Raw genomic sequence first — 16408 nt, 5'->3', positions numbered from 1 at the left:
TTTCATCGATTCCAAAGATCTGTCAGCCGCGGACCCAGTTCGCCCGCGTGCGCCCGACCCGCATGACGACCGACTTGACCTCGAGGAATTCCTCGAGACCGTAGCGGCCGTTTTCTCTTCCCTGACCGCTCTGCTTGTAGCCGCCGAAGGTGACTTCGGGGAAACCGTCCATCCAGGTGTTGGTCCAGACCGTGCCTGCCTCGGCGCGGCGCGCGAAGGCAAGGCAGGTGTGGACGTTCTCGCTCCACACGCCGGCCGAAAGACCGTAGGCGGCGTCGTTGGTCAGCGCAATCGCCTCGTCGAGCGTGCGGAAGGTGAGCACCGAGAGCACCGGCCCGAAGACCTCCTCGCGCGCAATCGCCATGTCGGCGGTCACGCCGGTCACCACGGTCGGCGCGAAGAACCGGCCCGGCAGGCCGGGATGCGAAACGGGCGCGCCCCCGAGCTTGAGGCTTGCCCCCGCCGCCAGCGCATCCGCAACATAGCCGGCGATCTTCTCCTGGTGGGCCTGCGAGATGATCGCGCCAACCTGCGTTTCGGGGTTGAGCGGATCACCGAAGGCGACCTTCTTCGAAAGCGCCACGACCTTCTCGACGAGCGCCTCGGCAATATCCTCGTGGACGATGATGCGGCTGCCGGAATTGCAGCATTCGCCGGCGTTGAAATAGACGCCGAAGGTGATCGCGTCGGCGGCACTTTCGAGGTCGGCATCGGGAAAGACGACCTGCGGGTTCTTGCCACCGAGTTCGAGCGCCACCTTTTTCAGTGTCGTTGAGGCGGCCGCCGCGATCGCCTTGCCGACCGTGGTCGAGCCGGTGAAGCTCACCATGTCGACATCCGGATGCTCGGTCATCAGCGCGCCGACCGGCTGGCCGAAGCCGAGCACGATGTTGACGACACCCGCCGGCAGCCCGGCCTGAAGCAGGAGTTCGCCGAGGATGACCGTCGTCGACGGCGTCATCTCCGACGGCTTGATGACACAGGTACAGCCGGCGGCAAGCGCGAAGGGCAGCTTCTGGCTCAGGATCCAGAAAGGAAAATTCCACGGCGTGATGATCGAAACGACCCCGATCGGCTCCTTCAGCACCATGGCGAGCATGTCTTCGCCGAGCGAATTATGACTGTCGCCGTGCATCGTGCGGGCAAGCGACGCCGCATAGCGCCAGAGATCGGCCGCGCCGGCAATCTCGCCGCGCGCCTGGCTGATCGGCTTTCCGCTTTCGAGCGTTTCGAGCAGCGCCATGCGCTCGACATTGGCTTCGATCAGGTCGGCGACCTTCAGCAGAAACATCGCGCGTGCCTTGCCGGAGATGCGGCTCCACCGCCCGTCGTCGAAGGCCTTGCGCGCCGCCTCGATCGCGGCTTCCGTCTCTACCCGGCCGGCGCGGGCGGAGCGGCTGACGAGAATGCCGTGCGAGGGCGAGGTCCGGTCGAAGGTCTCGCCGTCGTGGCTCTCTCTCCAGATGCCGTCGATCAGGTGCCGGCCCTCGAAGGGGGCTTTCGGCAGGGCTGCCTCGACGGCGGCGGTCATGGTCATGTCGCTCATGGTCACTGTCCCGAAAAAACCGGTTTGCGTTTGTCGCGGAAGGCCGCAACACCTTCGTTGCGGTCGGCGCTGGCCGCGATCGCAGCGCTTCCGAGCGCCTCGATCATTGCCGCCTGGTCCTCGCCGCAGCCGGCATGGATCATGAACTTGGCGACCTCGACGGCCCGCGGCGAGAGCTCCGCGACCTTTGCCGCGATCTCGACGGCCGCCTGGCGAGGATCATCGGCGATCTCCGCGACGAAACCGAGCTGCAGGGCGCGCTCGGCACCGATGCGCCGCCCGAAGAGCGCCATTTCCTTGATGACAGCTTCCGGCAGCAGACGGGCAAGCCGCTGCGTGCCCGACCAGCCCGGCACGATGCCGACATGGGCCTCGGGAAGGGCGAGCGTCGCCTTCGGCGCCATCACGCGGATGTCGCAGGCGGCCGCAAGTTCCAGCCCGCCGCCGAAGGCGTGGCCGGAAATCACGCCGATGACGGGTCTTGAGAACCGGGCAAGCCGGTCGAAGATCCGGTGGCCGTCGCGGACCCAGTGGCGGGCGAACTCCGCCGGCGAAAGGTCGCCCCAGGCATTGATGTCCGCACCGGCGCAGAAGGCCCGCGCCCCTTCCGCCGTCACCATCAGGCAGGCGATGTCCGTCCGGCGCTCGACGGTGTCGAGATGCCCGGCGAAGTCCTGCAGCATCGCGACAGTGAACGCGTTGAGCTTGGCGGGATTGTCGAGCCGGATCTCGGCGAGCCGGCCGTGGATATCGAGATGAACCGTACTCATGGCGTCCACCCCATCGGTGCCTCGGACAGCAGCCTGCGGTCGATCGTCACCGCATCCGGCGCGACCCGGACACGTCCTTGCGAGGCATTGACGATGTCCCGCTCCGGCTCGATGCCGGGCATGATCTCGGTGGCGACGAGGCCGTCCCCGGTCAGCTGCATGACGCAACGCTCGGTGACATAGAGCACGTCCTGACCTTGCAGTCGCGCACGCTGGCCGGAGAAGGTCACGTGCTCGACCTTCTCCACCATCTTGGTGAACTTGCCCGGCTTGGTCACGCGGATACCCTCCGCGGTCAGCTGTACCTCCGCACCCGCCTCGAACCAGCCGGAAAAGACGATCTTGCGGGCCTGCGCGGTGATGTCGACGAAGCCGCCGCAGCCCGCCGTGAGATAGGGTTTCTTGCCGAGCTTGGAGACGTTGACATTGCCCTCGACATCGACCTCGAGGAAGGAGAGGAACGACACGTCGAAACCGCCGCCCTGGAAATAGATGAACTGCTGCGGCGAGGGTACGAAACCGTCGGCGTTGGAGGCGCAACCGAAGGCGAAGTCGGTGAGCGGCATGCCGCCGACGGCACCCTGCTCGATCGCCCAGGTCACCGCGTCAGGATGGCCCTCCTCGAGCAGGATGCGCGGCACCTGCGCGCTGATGCCGAAGCCGAGATTGGCGGTCATGCCACGCTTCAGCTCGAATGCGGCCCGGCGCGCGATCACCTTCTCGACACCGTGCTCGGCGAGTTTGAAGCTCGACCACGGCCGCATGATCTGGCCGGAGATCGCCGGATCGTAGGGCGTCTCGCAGGTCTGCTTCTGGTCTGGATCGATAACCACGAGGTCGACGAGGTGACCCGGTACCCGCACGTCGTGCGGCCGGAGGCTGCCGGCAGCCGTCATGCGCTGCACCTGCGCGATCACGACGCCACCGTGGTTGCGCACGGCAATCGCCTGTTCCAGGCCGCCGAGATAGGCGCCCTCGTGCTCGTAGGTGAGGTTGCCGCGCTCGTCGGCCGTCGTCGCCCGCAGGATGCAGACGTCCGGCACGATATTCGGAAAATGCAGCCAGGTTTCGCCCGCGAACTCCACCCGCGCGACGATCGGTCGGGCGGCGGCCTTCGCGTTCATGGCGCAACCCTCGCGCCGCGGATCGACGAAGGTGTCGAGACCGATACGGGTGAGGACACCCGGCCTGCGGGCGGCCGCCTCGCGGTGCATGTCGAACATGATGCCGGAGGGCACGTTGTAGGCCTCGATGCGATCCTCGACGATCATCTTCCAGATCTCGGGCATCGGCAGGCTCGAAGGGCCGGACGGGTAGGAGCCGGCGAGAACGCGACTGATCAGGCCATCCCTGGCGATGTGGTCGATGCCCTTGACGCCGTACATGTCGCCGGCAGCGATCGGATGCAGCATGGTCAGGCCGCGCGGATGGCCCTCGTCGTCGAAGCGTTTTCCGAGCGCTGCCAGAACGAGATCGGGGCAGCCGAGGGCGGAGGAGGACGAGACGGTGACCACCGCCCCGTCGGGAATGCGCGCAACGGCCTCTGCCGCCGAAACGAGCTTGCTCATTTGGCTCCCCCATAGTCGACGTCGACAGCGGCACCCGTCAGCGCGGCCTCGCGAACGGCAAGCGCGACAGCAAGCGACTTGACGCCATCCCAGCCGGTCGCGGCCGGCCCGCCATGGCCGGCGACAGCCGCATGGAAGCGCCGAACCGCCTCGCCGTAAAGATCGTGGGGATCGTAGGCGACCGGTTCTCGGCCGGCCGCGGTCACGAGTTCGATCTCGCCGACCGGATTCTGCGTCATCACACCCCTGGCGAAGATGGAGCCTTCGGTGCCGTGTACCTCGAGGCCGGTTCCGGCGAACGGATGGGTGAAGCTCTCGTGGCTCATCACCATCACGCCGGAGGGCATCGTCCAGACGGACATGACTGAATCCTCGACACCCTGCCCGAGCCCCGACGCAGCCATCTGCGCGACCACGGTCTTCGGATCCTCACCCGTGAGGAAGCGGACGACATCCGCATCATGCACGGTGATGTCGGGGATCACCCCGCCGCCGGCCGCGGGAGAATTGATGCGCCATCCCTGCAGGTTCTCCGGCAGGTGGACGGCGTGATGGACCCGCAGCGACAGCACCCGTCCGATCCGCCCGTCGCGGATCAGGGACTGGACGGCACGATGACTACCCGAGCAGCGGAGATGATGGTTGGTCGCGAAGACAACGCTTTTCTCTTCAGCCGCACGCACCATCGAGACGGCATCGGCAAGCGACATCGCCAGCGGCTTTTCGCAGAGAACGTGCTTGCCTGCCGCAATCGCAGCCAAGGCCTGAGGCAGATGTTTCTCGTTGGTGGTGGAGATGTAGACGGCATCGACGTCGGGATCGGCGACCGCTTCCTCGACGGTGATGCCGGAAAGAGGAATGCCGTGCATCGCCGCAAACGATGCACCGCGCTCGGCCGATGCGCTCACCACGCGGACAATCTCGCCGCCCTCGGCCCACAAAGCCCGGATCATATACTGCGCGGCGATGGTGCTCGCCCCGATCAGCGCCCAGCGCATCTCCGTCCTCCCTGATCGAATTTAGATCGTTCCAATTTCTATATGGAACGTTCCAAATCTTGTCAACGAGGAAAATCGCACGAGCGAGGTAGCGATTGCATCAGGAGGTTCGCCGCTCGTCGGGCTCGACCGCCGGCAACGAATGGCCGACCGGCGGCAACGGTCACCTGTTCACACGATTGGCAACGGCGGTGTCGCTACCTGCCTATCGCCTCGCGGTGCGCCGGCTATCCGCACTTGCGGCTTCCGGCCCTTTCCTCTCCGCCATCGCCCGGACAAGGAGCAGCATGACGAGGGCCTGGCCGTAGGGCGCCGGAACATTGGGGATCTGCCGGTAGAAATCGAGCGTATGCCCCATCGGCGTGCCGTCGGAGACCTCGAGTACGATCCCGTCGTCGTCGATCCGCGCCAGCACCGCCTCAAGCGCCTTGTCGGCGACCGGCTTCAGTCCTGCGTCCAGCAGGCCGAGATCAATGCCGCGCAGGATACCGTAGGCGATCGCCGCCGTGGCAGACGTCTCCTCCGGCGAACCCGGATCGCAGACCAGGGTGCAGAACATGCCGTTGTCGCGCTGGTGGGCGGCAAGCGTCCTCACCTGCGACCGCAGCACGAAAGTGAGATGCCGCCGCAAATGGTCCGGCACGTGGGAGACGAGACTGAAAAGCTCCGGGATCGCAACGGTGATCCACGAGTTGCCCCGCGCCCAGAAAGCCCTGGCGAAATTGTGCCGGCCGTTGAAGGTCCAGCCGTGATACCAGAGGCCCGTCACCGGATCGGCGAGATAGCGTTCGTGCACGAGAAACTGGTAGAAGGCCTCCTCGATCCAGTCCTGCCGGCCGAAACGCTGACCGGCGCGGGCGAGAAAGAGGCACGTCATGAACAGCGTGTCGTCCCAGAGTTCACCGTCGTTCATCCGCTCCTTCACGACGTGCTGGAAGCCGTCATCCTCGGTGCGCGCGAGCTTCGTCATCAGCCAGTCGGCCCAGTCCCGGACCAGCGCCTCCCAGTCCGGACGGTCGACATGGTCGATCAGCACGCTGAGCGCCAGCATCGGCGAAGACGAGTTGACCTGGCGCGGCGGCAGGCCGCGGCCGATCTGCCAGTCGTACCACCGAGCGATCGCGTCCATCAGCGAGCGGTCGCCGACCGCCTCGGCGTGGCGGATCAATCCGTAGATGCCGACGCCGACCTCCCAGTCCCATTCATCGAACTGCAACTGGTAGGCGCCATCGGGCGCGGCGACCGTCTCGTTGATTCCCTTCAGGCGGGCAAGGCCCAGCGCAACGCGGGAGAGAGTCTCGGAAAGTAGCTCGGGCTCGATCAACATCGGCGATCCTGTCACAAGAGAAGATGGTCAGAAGGAATAGGCGTCGAAATGCCGGATGGCGGGGTCGAGGCTTCGGTTGGGGAAGACGTAAGGCTTGCCGTCGACCGTCAGTCCCTCATCCCAATCGAGGGCGAGCGCAGTCCGGCCCGGTCGATCGAGAACGAGCTGAGCGGCCGCGTCGAACGACACGGAGACACCGGTGAGGTGGTCCCGGAAGGCCGCGAAGTCCGCGGGACTGGAGCCTTCCCCGACCACCGCCACCCAGCCGCAACGACGACCTTCGGCGCGGAACTCGATGCCGGCGCCCGGGCCTGCGGTGATCGCTTCGATCCGGCTCGTCGCCAAAAGTCCGGCGAAGCCCCGCCCTGCCCTGAGCACGATCCAGTTACCAAGGCGCTCGACCGCATCGAAGGCATCAGACTCGACGTAGGCATGTGTGAAGGACTGGCGGGCATTCTTGCCGAGGTCGAAGAGCAGCATCGCGACGTTTTCGTACTGTGCCACGCGCGGCAGCGAACCGTTGCCGGCCCAGTAGGAAGGGCGCTGATTGCCCCAGGGATCGTCCTCGCCGGGATGGTTGATCCAGGCACGGGCAAAGGGATCGGCGGCGAAGCGCAGGTCGACGACATGCTGCTGATGTCCGCGGCCGCCGGGCTTGCCGTCGACCATCGACGACAGTTGGACCGCAGACGTCTTGTACAGCGCCAGCCGCGCCGCCTCGTCGTGTCCCTGCACGTAATGCGCCGTCAACGCCTTGCCGGGCTCGGGCTCCACGATGGCACAGGCCGTTTCGGGCGGCTCGTAGCCGCCGGCGCAGAACATCGGTAGCGCCGCCACGCCGTCGTTGAGCCAGCCCTTGCCGAAGGCGACGGTCGCAAAAGGCGCAAGCTCCGTCAGCGGCCCGGCGCGCAGCTCCTTGTCGTAGGCACGCCCCATGGTGCCGGCGGGGACACCGGCCAGCGTGTGCAGCCCGATCATCACCATCAGCCGGTCGAGCAACGCCCGCGCGCGCGCCCTGATGGCACCGTCACCCAGATGTTCCAGCGCCAGCAGGCCGATGAAATCGATGGGGTAATAGGCGGCGGAGTTCCATTCCGCGAGCCCGTGACGTTCGACGGAATCGAACCATTTCGAAAGCCGTTCCTCGCCGAGGCGGGCCTGTTCGCTGCCTCTGCGCCCGGAACAGGTGAAGGTTTCCTCCGGCAGCAGGCGGCCGGCCAGATATTGGGAGACATGGAAGCACAGCACATGGTTCTCGCTCCAGAACCACATGACGTCGTTGCCTGGCTCGTCGACCCAGTAGCGGTAGTCGAGAACCGCCCGCCGGATCTCGCGACGGGTCGCCTCGGGCAGACCGTCACGATAATCCGAGTAGAGCCAGAGCAGCGGCACCATCACGAAGTCGGAACAGTCACGGCGCTCGTCGACGGCGGCCAGCGTGTCGGCGACGATCGCGTGAACCATGGCATCCGCCGACCGGCCCGTTGCCATGATGGCAATCGCCCGGCCTATCCGCGCCTCGCCGTTGGCGGCGGCGTAGTCAAGAGCCAGCGCCTTGCGCTCTGCCAGTGTCCTATCCGAAAAATCGCGGAACGGGGCGGCGAACGTGGCAAAGGCGATGTGTCGGGTGACCTGGTTGTCTCCGACGGCGAACGTGAGTTCCAGCGGGTGATAGCCATCGGCAAGCGCATCCGCACCGGGCAACTCGACCAGGGTCTCGCCAGATTCGAGAATTCCCACAGCATCGAGAAGCGGGGGCTTGTCGCTCATGTGCACGCTCGGGAGGATGCGGCCGCGCACGGTGACGTCAACGCTTGTCGGCCGTTCCACCCTGAGCCGCAGCCGTCCGTCACGTACGTGCAAGGGATCCGGCCGCACCTCCGCCGCGAGGTCCTTCAACAGCCCGACGGTCGCGCCCGAAATCTCCACCGGCAGCCGCGCCATGAGTGTATCGGGACCAAGCAACGTCAGCTCGAAATACCAGAGCGCGTCGCGCTCGGCGAGTTCTTCGGTGAGCACCACCACTTCGGAACCACCGGCCTTCAGCGGCAACCGGATTTCGGTTTCGGATTCCCTGTTGCGGCGGAAGGGTTCGAACACCGCGCACTCGACGCCATCCACCCAGATCCGCACGCCGCCGCAAGTGGCAAGCCGAAAGGTGTGGTCACCGGAGCGCGCCGGGACGAGTTTTGTCTTCAACCAGCGTGCGAGCCGCGTCGGGCGATGCCAGAACCCGGAGAATTCCACCCGCCGGTTGAAACCAGGTAGGTAGAGCCCGTCGATCTCGAAATGGTGCCGGAAGGCTACGCGGCGGGTCTCTAGCTCCCGCCACAGCGCCACCCGGCACGGCAGGTCGCCGACATCGACGAAGCCGTTGACGAAACGGTAGTTGACCCGATCCTCGGCAAGCGCTGGCTCGCCCGGATAGAGACGGGCCTCGACCGGCGACATGGCCCAGGCGGTCACCGTCTCGCCCGGCGCAACGGTAAAGTCAGTAGCGGATGTGGTTTCGGCGAAGCGCGGTGCGGTCATGACGACACCTCCGGGCACAACGCCAGCTCCGGCAAGCTGAGCTCGATCCGTTCGAGGAGCTCCGGCAGCTTCCAGATGTGCGAGATGGTGAAGAGCGGGCGCTCGCGGCGCAGACGCGGCGTGTGACTGCGCCGTGTCGACCAGGAGAGAAACACGCTCATCATGCCGAAGCGGTTGGCGCCGAGAACATCTCGCTCGAGATTGTTGCCGACCATGATACTGCGAACCCGGTCCACGTCGGTCAGGCCGAGTGCCTCCATTGCCGCGGAGAACATTTTCCCCGAGGGCTTCAATTCGCCAACGTCGCCGGAAATGACGTGGGCTTCGAAGCGCTCCCACAGGCCGTATGCACCGAGGACGTTCTCGAAGGTTGCGCGCGGCCCGTCGGCGACCAGAGCGAGCCGGTAACCGCTGCGCGAAAGCTGCTCCACCACCTCGCCCGCGCCCGGCATGAGCGCAGCCTTCACCACGATCTCGGTTCCCGGGATCTTTTCCTCCGTCGCTTCGTCGACCAGGGTGTCGCCGCAATCGAGGAAAACGGCGGCAAGATGGGGGACAGTCGCCGGCAGCGCCGCCACAAGGGACGATACCTTTCCGGGAATCCACGCCTCGAGCTGCGGCCAGGGCACCAGCGTCAATCCCTCGCCGGCATCGCTGTCGCGGCCGAAGTGCCAGGCGGGCGTGAACCGCATGCGCTTCAGCTTCAGCGTGGCGAGCCGGTTTTCGAGCGCGCTCGCACCGATCAGTCCGCGGTCGGAAAACCGGTTCGACAGATGGACGCCCTGCGCGCCGGCAAAGGCGCCGCACATGCCCTCGATCAGCAGACCGGCTTTCGCCCGCATCTCGCCGGGGTCCGCCCAATGCGCGTGCTTTCCCGGTTCGAGATAGAGGACCGGCCGCGGCCCCTCGACGGGCAACGAACCGTCCGGCCGTGTCATCGTGCGCCGCGCGCCGTGGCGCGAGGCCTCCACCTTCACCACCCGCCCGGCCGCATCGACATGCACCCAGACATGCTCCAGATCGTAAAGGTGCTGGATGTCCCAGTCGTACCAGATGACATACTCGATCACACAGTCCGCGACTGGCCGGATCATGAATTTGGAGGAGACGGACTGCGCCTCTCTCCGATAAACCGTGTAGCCGGCCGCGAGCGGACGGAACGGTTCCCGGTCGTCGAGCCTCAAGAGCGGGCGATGTCGCCCGGCGAGTGCGAGATCGGGGTCCTCGGCCGATCCCGTGAGCGCGACAGGCATGGTGGAGAGAACATTCATGCCGCGGGCACCCCGGTGAGTTCGAGGTTTTCCGCGTGGTGGCAGCGCGCCTGCCGGCCCGGCAGCACGGTCCGGAGCTCCGGAATCTCCTTGCGGCAGCGCTCGTCGGCATAGGCACAGCGCGGATGGAACGGACAACCGGAGGGAACATTCATCGCGTCCGCGATCTCGCCCTTGAGGGGTACGCGCTTGCGCGTGCGGTTGCCACGCGGGTCGGGTTGCGGGACGGCCGCAAGCAGGGCCTCGGTATAGGGATGCAGCGGCCTTGCGAACAGGGCGTCGGTCTCGCCGACTTCCATCAGGCGGCCGAGATACATGACGCCCACCCGGTCGGAGATATGCTCGACCATGCCGAGATCGTGGGTGATGAAGAGGTAGGTGAGGCCGAACTGCTCCTGCAGGTCCTGCATCAGGTTGATGTTCTGCGCCGCGACCGACACGTCGAGCGCAGAGACGGCCTCGTCCGCGGCGATGAAACGCGGCTGAAGCGCGAGCGCCCGGGCAATCCCGATCCTCTGGCGCTGGCCACCGGAAAAGGCGTGCGGGTAGCGCGAGGCGTATTCGGGGCGAAGGCCGACGAGCTGAAGCAATTCCGCGACACGGTCGGCGATTTCCGCCCGCGTGCCGACGCCATGGATCACCAGCGGTTCCCCGACGAGATCGAGCAGCGTCATGCGCGGATCAAGCGAGGAATAGGGATCCTGGAAGATCATCTGCATTTCGCGCCGGATCTGCCTCAGGTCGCGGTCGGAGAGACTGGTGATGTCGACCACCTCTCCGTTCTCGCGCCGGAAGAGGATCTCGCCGCCGGTGAGATCGTAGGCCCTGAGGATCAGCCGAGCGATCGACGACTTGCCGGAGCCGCTCTCGCCGACGAGGCCGAAGGTCTCGCCCTTGCGGATGTCGAAGGAGATGTCGTCGACCGCCTTGACGGTCGCGATCTCGCGATGCCGCCAGCCGCCGAAGACCGGGAAGTGCTTCTTCGCACCGCGGACGGAGATCAGAACCTCGTCATCCATCGAGAGTGCCTTGGTGGGTTGGAACGTCATTCGGCGGCCTCCGGAAGAACCTCACCGGCAAGATGGCAACGCGCCACCTGTCCGCTCGGAAACCTCGCCTCAGCCGGCACAACGACGTCACAGCGGCCCGCGACCGCATGGTCGCAACGCGGATGGAAGGAGCAGCCCTGCGGCACGCTGTAGGGGTCCGGAACCGAGCCCCGGATCGTGCGCAGGCGCCGCGTCTTCTCCCCGCCGAGCCGCGGGATCGAACGCAGCAGAGCCTGGGTATAGGGATGCTTCGGCTCGTAGAAGATCTCGTCGACGGTGCCCGTCTCGATCACCCGGCCGAGATACATCACCGCGACACGGTCGGCGATATCCGCCACCACGCCGAAATTGTGGGTGATGAAGACGATCGCCATGCCGAGCTCCTGCTGCAGGGATTTCAGGAGGTGCAGGATCTGGGCCTCGGTGGTGACGTCGAGCGCCGTGGTGGGCTCGTCGGCGATCAGCAGGGTCGGATCGCAGGCAAGCGCCAGCGCAATCATCGCCCGCTGGCGCATGCCGCCCGACAGATGGTGCGGATAACGATCGACGATGTCGTGCGGGCGCGGCATCTGCACCTTTGTGAGCAGCTCGATCGCCCGCGCCCTGGCTTCCGCCTTCGACACTTTGCGATGCAGCATGACGGTGCGCATGATCTGCGTTCCGATCGTGTGCACAGGCGACAGCGCCGTCATCGGCTCCTGGAAGACCATGCCGATCTCACCGCCGCGCAGGGCGCGCATCGTCCTACTCTGGCGATGCTCGGCGGAAATCAGCACCTCGCTGCCGTCCTTGCGGCGGAACCGGACACTGCCGCCGGCGTCGACCGCATTGGCGGCGGTCAACCGCATGATCGAGCGGGCGGTCACCGATTTGCCGGAGCCGCTCTCCCCGACGATACCGAGCACCTCGCCCTTGTCGACGTGGTAGGAGACCCCGTTGACCGCCCTGACGACACCGTCCCGGGTCGGGAAATGCACCGCTACGTCATGGAGCTCGAGGAGACGGCCCGGCGGCATGGCGTTCTGAGAAGTATTCGAAGGCTGTGACATGGTGGTCATCCGTCAATGGCCGTAGGGGTCGGCCGCGTCGCGAAGGCCATCACCGATGAAATTGAAGGCGAGCACCACGAGAACGACCGCCGCACCTGGCGCGAGAAGCCACGGCGCGAGCGAAATGGTGCGCAAGTTCTGGGCGTCCTGCAGCAGCACACCCCAGCTCACGACCGGCGGGCGAAGTCCGAGGCCGAGAAAGCTGAGCGCCGTCTCGCCGAGGATCATCTCCGGGATGGCGAGCGTGACGGCCGCGATGATGTAGCTGGTCATGGCCGGGAGCATGTGCCGGGTGACGATGCGATACTCCGAGGCGCCCGCGAGCCGGGCCGCCATGACGTAGTCTTCCGATTTCAGCGACAGGAAACGGCCGCGAACGACCCGCGCGAGATGTGTCCAGCCGATCAGCGACAGGATGATGGTGATCAGCACGTAGACGAACAGCGGATCCCAGCTGATCGGCAGTGCGGCGGCGAGCCCCATCCACAGCGGAATTGTCGGGATCGACCGGATGAACTCCATCAGCCGCTGGATCGCTGCATCGATCCACCCGCCGTAATAGCCGGAGACGGCACCGAGCGCGAGGCCGAGGACAAAGGAGAAGGCGACCCCGATCAGGCCGGCGGAAAGTGTCACGCGGGCGCCATAGAGAAGGCGGCTGAAGAGGTCGCGTCCGAGGGAATCCGTCCCCATGAGGCTGATCTTCTGGCGGCGGTCGTCGACCCCGAAGAAATGCAGTTTCGTTTCGACGAGACCGAGAAACCTGTAGGTCTCCCCTTCGACGAAGAAGCGGATCGGCAGCACCTTGCTTCGATCCTCCGCGTAGATCACCCGGGCCGTCTCCGGGTCGCGGGAGCGCTTCACCGCATAGACGAAGGGGCGTTGCAGATGCCCCTCGTGCAGGACGCGAACCACACTCGGCGGCGTGAAGGTATTGATGCGGTTGATCGTGTTCGGCGTGTACGGCGACATGAAGTCGGCAAAGATCGCGAGAAAGCCGAGGCAGGCCATGAAGACAAGCGAGACCACCGCCAGCTTGTGCTGGCGGAAACGCCACCAGACGAGCCTCCAGGGCTTGGCGGTGTAGCTTGCGTCGGCCTTGGCCTCGTCGAGAACCGCAAGGGGCGGAGACTCGATGAGCATGTCTGTCGTGGGATAGGTGCCGGTATCGGTCATTTGCGCCTCATGAGAACCGGATGCGCGGGTCGGACAGCGCCAGCAGAATGTCGGAGAGCAGCGTGCCGATGACGGTAAAGACGCTCAGGATCAGGATGAAACTGCCGGCCAGATACATGTCCTGCATCTTGAGCGCCTGCAGGAGAAGTGGACCGGTGGTCGGCAGGTTGAGCACCACGGCCGTGATCACGTCGCCGGAAAAGAGGGCCGGCAGTGCCCAACCGACGGTGGAGATGAACGGATTGAGGGCGATGCGGACCGGATAACGCCACACCACTGTGCGCTCGCCGAAACCCTGTGCGTAGGCGGTTTCCACATAGGGCTTGCGCAGTTCGTCCAGCATGTTCGCCCGCATGACGCGGATCAGCCCCGCCGCCCCGCCCGTCGCCAGGACGACCAGCGGGATCCAGATGTGCAAGAGCATGTTGACGATCTTCGGAAGGTCCCACGGTTGTCCCTCGAACTGCGGGGATACGAGCCCGCCGACGTCGAGGTTCAGCCAGATATAGGTCATCCACATCAGCACCAGGGCCAGCAGGAAATCCGGAATGCCCTTGCCGAGAAAGCCGAAGACGGTGAACACGTAGTCGAACACCGAATACTGCCGCGTCGCGGAATAGACGCCGACAGGTATGGCGATCAGCCAGGTGAAGACCATGCTGAGCGTCGAGATCAACAGGGTGAGGCCGAGGCGTTCCCAGATGAGATCGCCGACGGCGGCGTTCCACTCGAGCGACCGCCCGAAATCGCCGTGGAAGACAATGTTGGAGATCCATCGCCAGTATTGCACCAGCAGCGGGTCGTTCAGCCCGTACCGGGCCCGCATCAGCGCTTCCTCGGTTTCGCTGATGAAGTCGCCGCTGTTTCGAAGCTGGGCGGCATAGGCCGTCACGAAATCACCCGGCGGCAGCTGGATGATGACGAACGAAATGAACGAGACGAAGATCAATGTGGGGATAGCCCACATGGAGCGCGTGACAACATACTTCAGCACGACGCACCTCCTGTTCCCAACACGTCGCCCGGTCGCCGACATCCTTCCGCCGGATGGGGACCGGGATTCTCCCCGAGGTCCGAGACGGGGACCGCCGACACTTTCGAGCCGGCGGCCTGCCGTGATCTCCCGCGAACCTTCCGCCTATTGCGCCATCCACATCCGCTGCGTGGCGCCGAGACCGATGCCACGTGTGATGTCGTCCTCGATGAGGTCGTCGGGGAAGTTCATGAAGTTGTTCTTCACGACCGAAATGGCCGGCAACTCACCCACGACCCCGATGACCCAGCCTTGCGTGACAAAGGTCTTGATCAGGTCGTTGAGCGCCGCGTCCGCTTCCTTGCGGTCGGCAGCCTTGCCGGCTTTGTCCCAGTCGGCAAAGAGCGTGCGGATCGGATGGTCGGCCGGCGGCTCGATGCCGGAGGCCCCCTTGGTCGTGTACCAGATGTAGTACTGATGGGCGTAGGAATCGTTGCCCATCATGATGCGCGGGTCGGCCGCGACGACCGACAGGCGGTCGAATGGATACCATTGCATCTGGAACTCGTTGTTGTCGCGGTCGGCGTCCCACTGGGTGCGATCGATGATCCGCGGCAGCAGTTCGACGCCGATATCCTTGTAGTTGGCGGCGACGACTTCCATGGTCTTCGGGCCATTCGAATGCTCCATCTCCACCACGATCGACAGGCGCTTGCCGTCGGGCCGCAGGCGGAAACCCTCGCTGTCGCGCTTGTCGAGACCGATACCGTCAAGCAGCGTATTCGCCTTGTCCGGATCGTATTCGGCCCAGTGCTTTTCCAGCTCCGGATCGAAGTTCGGCGAACCGGACACAGGGGAGGCCTGGCGCGCTTCCGCGAGCCCCGAGAAGATCAGCTCGTTCACCGTCTCGCGGTCGATCGCTACGCTCAGCGCCTCGCGGAAATCGGAGGTTTCGAACAGGCCGCGCAACACCTCGTCCTTCACGTTCAGGTTCGGCACGAGCGACCAGGTCTGCGCCTGCGTCCAGCGATGGACCTTGTAGCCACCCTTGGCCTCGTTCTCCTTGTAGAAGGTGAAGTCCTGCGGCTCGACATAGCGCATCTGCATGTCGATCTGCCCCTGGACGATCATCAGGTTGAACGCCTCCTGATCACTGAACAGCTTGTGCGAGATACGATCGATATAGGGCAGCTGGTTGCCGGCCTGGTCGACAGCGTAATAGTACGGGTTCCGCACCATGGTCACGACATCGCCCGGAGCGGGCTTCTCGATCTTCCATGCGGTGATCACCGGCAGGTCCGGGTTCTGCCACCAGGCGGTCGCGGCACCCTTCGAGCCCCAGAGATCCGTCCACTTCTCGACGCCGAACTTCGCGGCCGCCGCCTTCAGCTCGTCCTCGGAGGCATACTTGTTGTTGAATTGCTTCAGATAATGCTTGGGGAAAAGGAAGCTCGGACGGTCGAGGCTCGGATCGCCGGTGGAGTCCTTCGCCAGAATCTCGAGGAAATAGACATACGGCTCGTCGAAACTCACCTTGAAGGTCTGCTCGTCGACGATCTCCAGTTTCATCGGCTTGCCGCCCGGCGCCAAGGTCTGGTCGATCGAGGCCAGAAGGTCCTTGTTCATGAAGACGTCTTCATACCAGAAGCGGACGTCCTCGGTGGTGACGGGTTCACCGTCGGACCACTTGAGACCCTTCAGCAGCGTGAAGGTGAATTCGCGGGAATCCGCGCTCACGGAGTAGGACGAGATGTAACCCGGAACGAGCTCCAGCGGCCCGCCCGGCTTCTGCGACCACTTGACGACGCGCTCCTCCATCAGCTTCGTCGGCCCCCAGCGGTCACCCGGCCCCTTGTAGCCGCGCTGCCAGTTGCCACCGTACTTGCCGACCTCTGCAGCCTGCAGAACCGTCGGCTTTTCCGGGAGACGCTGCTCGACCGGTGGCAGCTTGCCCGCCTTCACCTGTTCCGCAAGCATCGGCGATTCCTGGAACGCGAAAGCCGACCCCGCGAGGCACGTCGCCATCAATATACCAAGAGAAGATGCGAAAATATTTTCATTGAAAAACATGCCAACCTCCCAGTTCAGCAAACGGAGCCGCGATCCCTCTATTTTCTCGCGATATCGCCGTATTTCGGACGATCGTGTA

Annotated in this window: 12 protein-coding genes; all 12 read right to left on the bottom strand. The window is 65.0% G+C overall.

Features of this window, described 5'->3' with window-relative positions; translation table 11 throughout:
• Positions 1–22 precede the first annotated feature (22 nt).
• The 12 genes from NHF53_RS16565 to NHF53_RS16510 all read right to left on the bottom strand — a co-directional run bounded on the left by NHF53_RS16565 (position 23) and on the right by NHF53_RS16510 (position 16236).
• Positions 23–1537: an aldehyde dehydrogenase family protein gene (locus NHF53_RS16565; RefSeq protein WP_374591255.1), complete on the bottom strand. Its 1515-nt coding sequence runs from the start codon at positions 1535–1537 to the stop codon at positions 23–25.
• 11 nt (positions 1538–1548) lie between these two features.
• On the bottom strand, positions 1549–2316 hold the full coding sequence (locus NHF53_RS16560; RefSeq protein WP_252835233.1) for an enoyl-CoA hydratase/isomerase family protein: 768 nt from the start codon (positions 2314–2316) through the stop codon (positions 1549–1551).
• Entirely contained in the window at positions 2313–3884 is a 1572-nt protein-coding gene (locus tag NHF53_RS16555) for an acyl CoA:acetate/3-ketoacid CoA transferase (protein WP_252835232.1), read from the bottom strand. The genes NHF53_RS16560 and NHF53_RS16555 overlap by 4 nt, the downstream gene beginning before the upstream one ends.
• Complete coding sequence (locus NHF53_RS16550; RefSeq protein ID WP_252835231.1) at positions 3881–4882, bottom strand: Gfo/Idh/MocA family protein; 1002 nt, start codon at positions 4880–4882, stop codon at positions 3881–3883. Before NHF53_RS16550 ends, NHF53_RS16555 begins: the two co-directional genes overlap by 4 nt.
• Before the next feature lie 205 nt (positions 4883–5087).
• Complete coding sequence (locus tag NHF53_RS16545) at positions 5088–6209, bottom strand: glycoside hydrolase family 105 protein (RefSeq protein WP_114363343.1); 1122 nt, start codon at positions 6207–6209, stop codon at positions 5088–5090.
• A 27-nt stretch (positions 6210–6236) separates the two neighbouring features.
• Positions 6237–8741, bottom strand: a complete 2505-nt coding sequence (locus tag NHF53_RS16540) for a hypothetical protein (protein ID WP_252835230.1) — start codon at positions 8739–8741, stop codon at positions 6237–6239.
• Complete coding sequence (locus NHF53_RS16535) at positions 8738–10012, bottom strand: HAD family hydrolase (RefSeq protein ID WP_252835229.1); 1275 nt, start codon at positions 10010–10012, stop codon at positions 8738–8740. Before NHF53_RS16535 ends, NHF53_RS16540 begins: the two co-directional genes overlap by 4 nt.
• Positions 10009–11061 (bottom strand): ABC transporter ATP-binding protein, encoded by a 1053-nt coding sequence (locus NHF53_RS16530; protein ID WP_252835228.1) that lies wholly within the window; start codon positions 11059–11061, stop codon positions 10009–10011. The genes NHF53_RS16535 and NHF53_RS16530 overlap by 4 nt, the downstream gene beginning before the upstream one ends.
• Positions 11058–12110, bottom strand: a complete 1053-nt coding sequence (locus tag NHF53_RS16525) for an ABC transporter ATP-binding protein (protein ID WP_252835227.1) — start codon at positions 12108–12110, stop codon at positions 11058–11060. Before NHF53_RS16525 ends, NHF53_RS16530 begins: the two co-directional genes overlap by 4 nt.
• A gap of 12 nt (positions 12111–12122) precedes the next feature.
• Positions 12123–13247: an ABC transporter permease gene (locus NHF53_RS16520; RefSeq protein WP_374591252.1), complete on the bottom strand. Its 1125-nt coding sequence runs from the start codon at positions 13245–13247 to the stop codon at positions 12123–12125.
• 46 nt (positions 13248–13293) lie between these two features.
• The gene (locus NHF53_RS16515; protein WP_252835225.1) at positions 13294–14280 is read right to left on the bottom strand and encodes an ABC transporter permease; all 987 of its coding nucleotides are present in this window, start codon (positions 14278–14280) and stop codon (positions 13294–13296) included.
• A gap of 144 nt (positions 14281–14424) precedes the next feature.
• Positions 14425–16236: an ABC transporter substrate-binding protein gene (locus tag NHF53_RS16510; protein ID WP_252835224.1), complete on the bottom strand. Its 1812-nt coding sequence runs from the start codon at positions 16234–16236 to the stop codon at positions 14425–14427.
• Between the last annotated feature and the right edge of the window lie 172 nt (positions 16237–16408).

It is taken from the genome of Ciceribacter sp. RN22, assembly GCF_024054295.1.
GTDB classification, from domain to species: domain Bacteria; phylum Pseudomonadota; class Alphaproteobacteria; order Rhizobiales; family Rhizobiaceae; genus Allorhizobium; species Allorhizobium lividum.
The sequence above is the reverse complement of the archived record's forward strand: the minus strand, read 5'-3'. Positions and strand labels throughout refer to the sequence as shown.

Excerpts from the sequence above, each read along its gene's own strand:
- NHF53_RS16565 (WP_374591255.1), bottom strand. The coding sequence starts at position 1,537 with ATGACCATGACCGCCGCCGTCGAGGCAGCCCTGCCGAAAGCCCCCTTC.
- NHF53_RS16560 (WP_252835233.1), bottom strand. The coding sequence starts at position 2,316 with ATGAGTACGGTTCATCTCGATATCCACGGCCGGCTCGCCGAGATCCGG.
- NHF53_RS16555 (WP_252835232.1), bottom strand. The coding sequence starts at position 3,884 with ATGAGCAAGCTCGTTTCGGCGGCAGAGGCCGTTGCGCGCATTCCCGAC.
- NHF53_RS16550 (WP_252835231.1), bottom strand. The coding sequence starts at position 4,882 with ATGCGCTGGGCGCTGATCGGGGCGAGCACCATCGCCGCGCAGTATATG.
- NHF53_RS16545 (WP_114363343.1), bottom strand. The coding sequence starts at position 6,209 with ATGTTGATCGAGCCCGAGCTACTTTCCGAGACTCTCTCCCGCGTTGCG.
- NHF53_RS16540 (WP_252835230.1), bottom strand. The coding sequence starts at position 8,741 with ATGACCGCACCGCGCTTCGCCGAAACCACATCCGCTACTGACTTTACC.
- NHF53_RS16535 (WP_252835229.1), bottom strand. The coding sequence starts at position 10,012 with ATGAATGTTCTCTCCACCATGCCTGTCGCGCTCACGGGATCGGCCGAG.
- NHF53_RS16530 (WP_252835228.1), bottom strand. The coding sequence starts at position 11,061 with ATGACGTTCCAACCCACCAAGGCACTCTCGATGGATGACGAGGTTCTG.
- NHF53_RS16525 (WP_252835227.1), bottom strand. The coding sequence starts at position 12,110 with ATGTCACAGCCTTCGAATACTTCTCAGAACGCCATGCCGCCGGGCCGT.
- NHF53_RS16510 (WP_252835224.1), bottom strand. The coding sequence starts at position 16,236 with ATGCTTGCGGAACAGGTGAAGGCGGGCAAGCTGCCACCGGTCGAGCAG.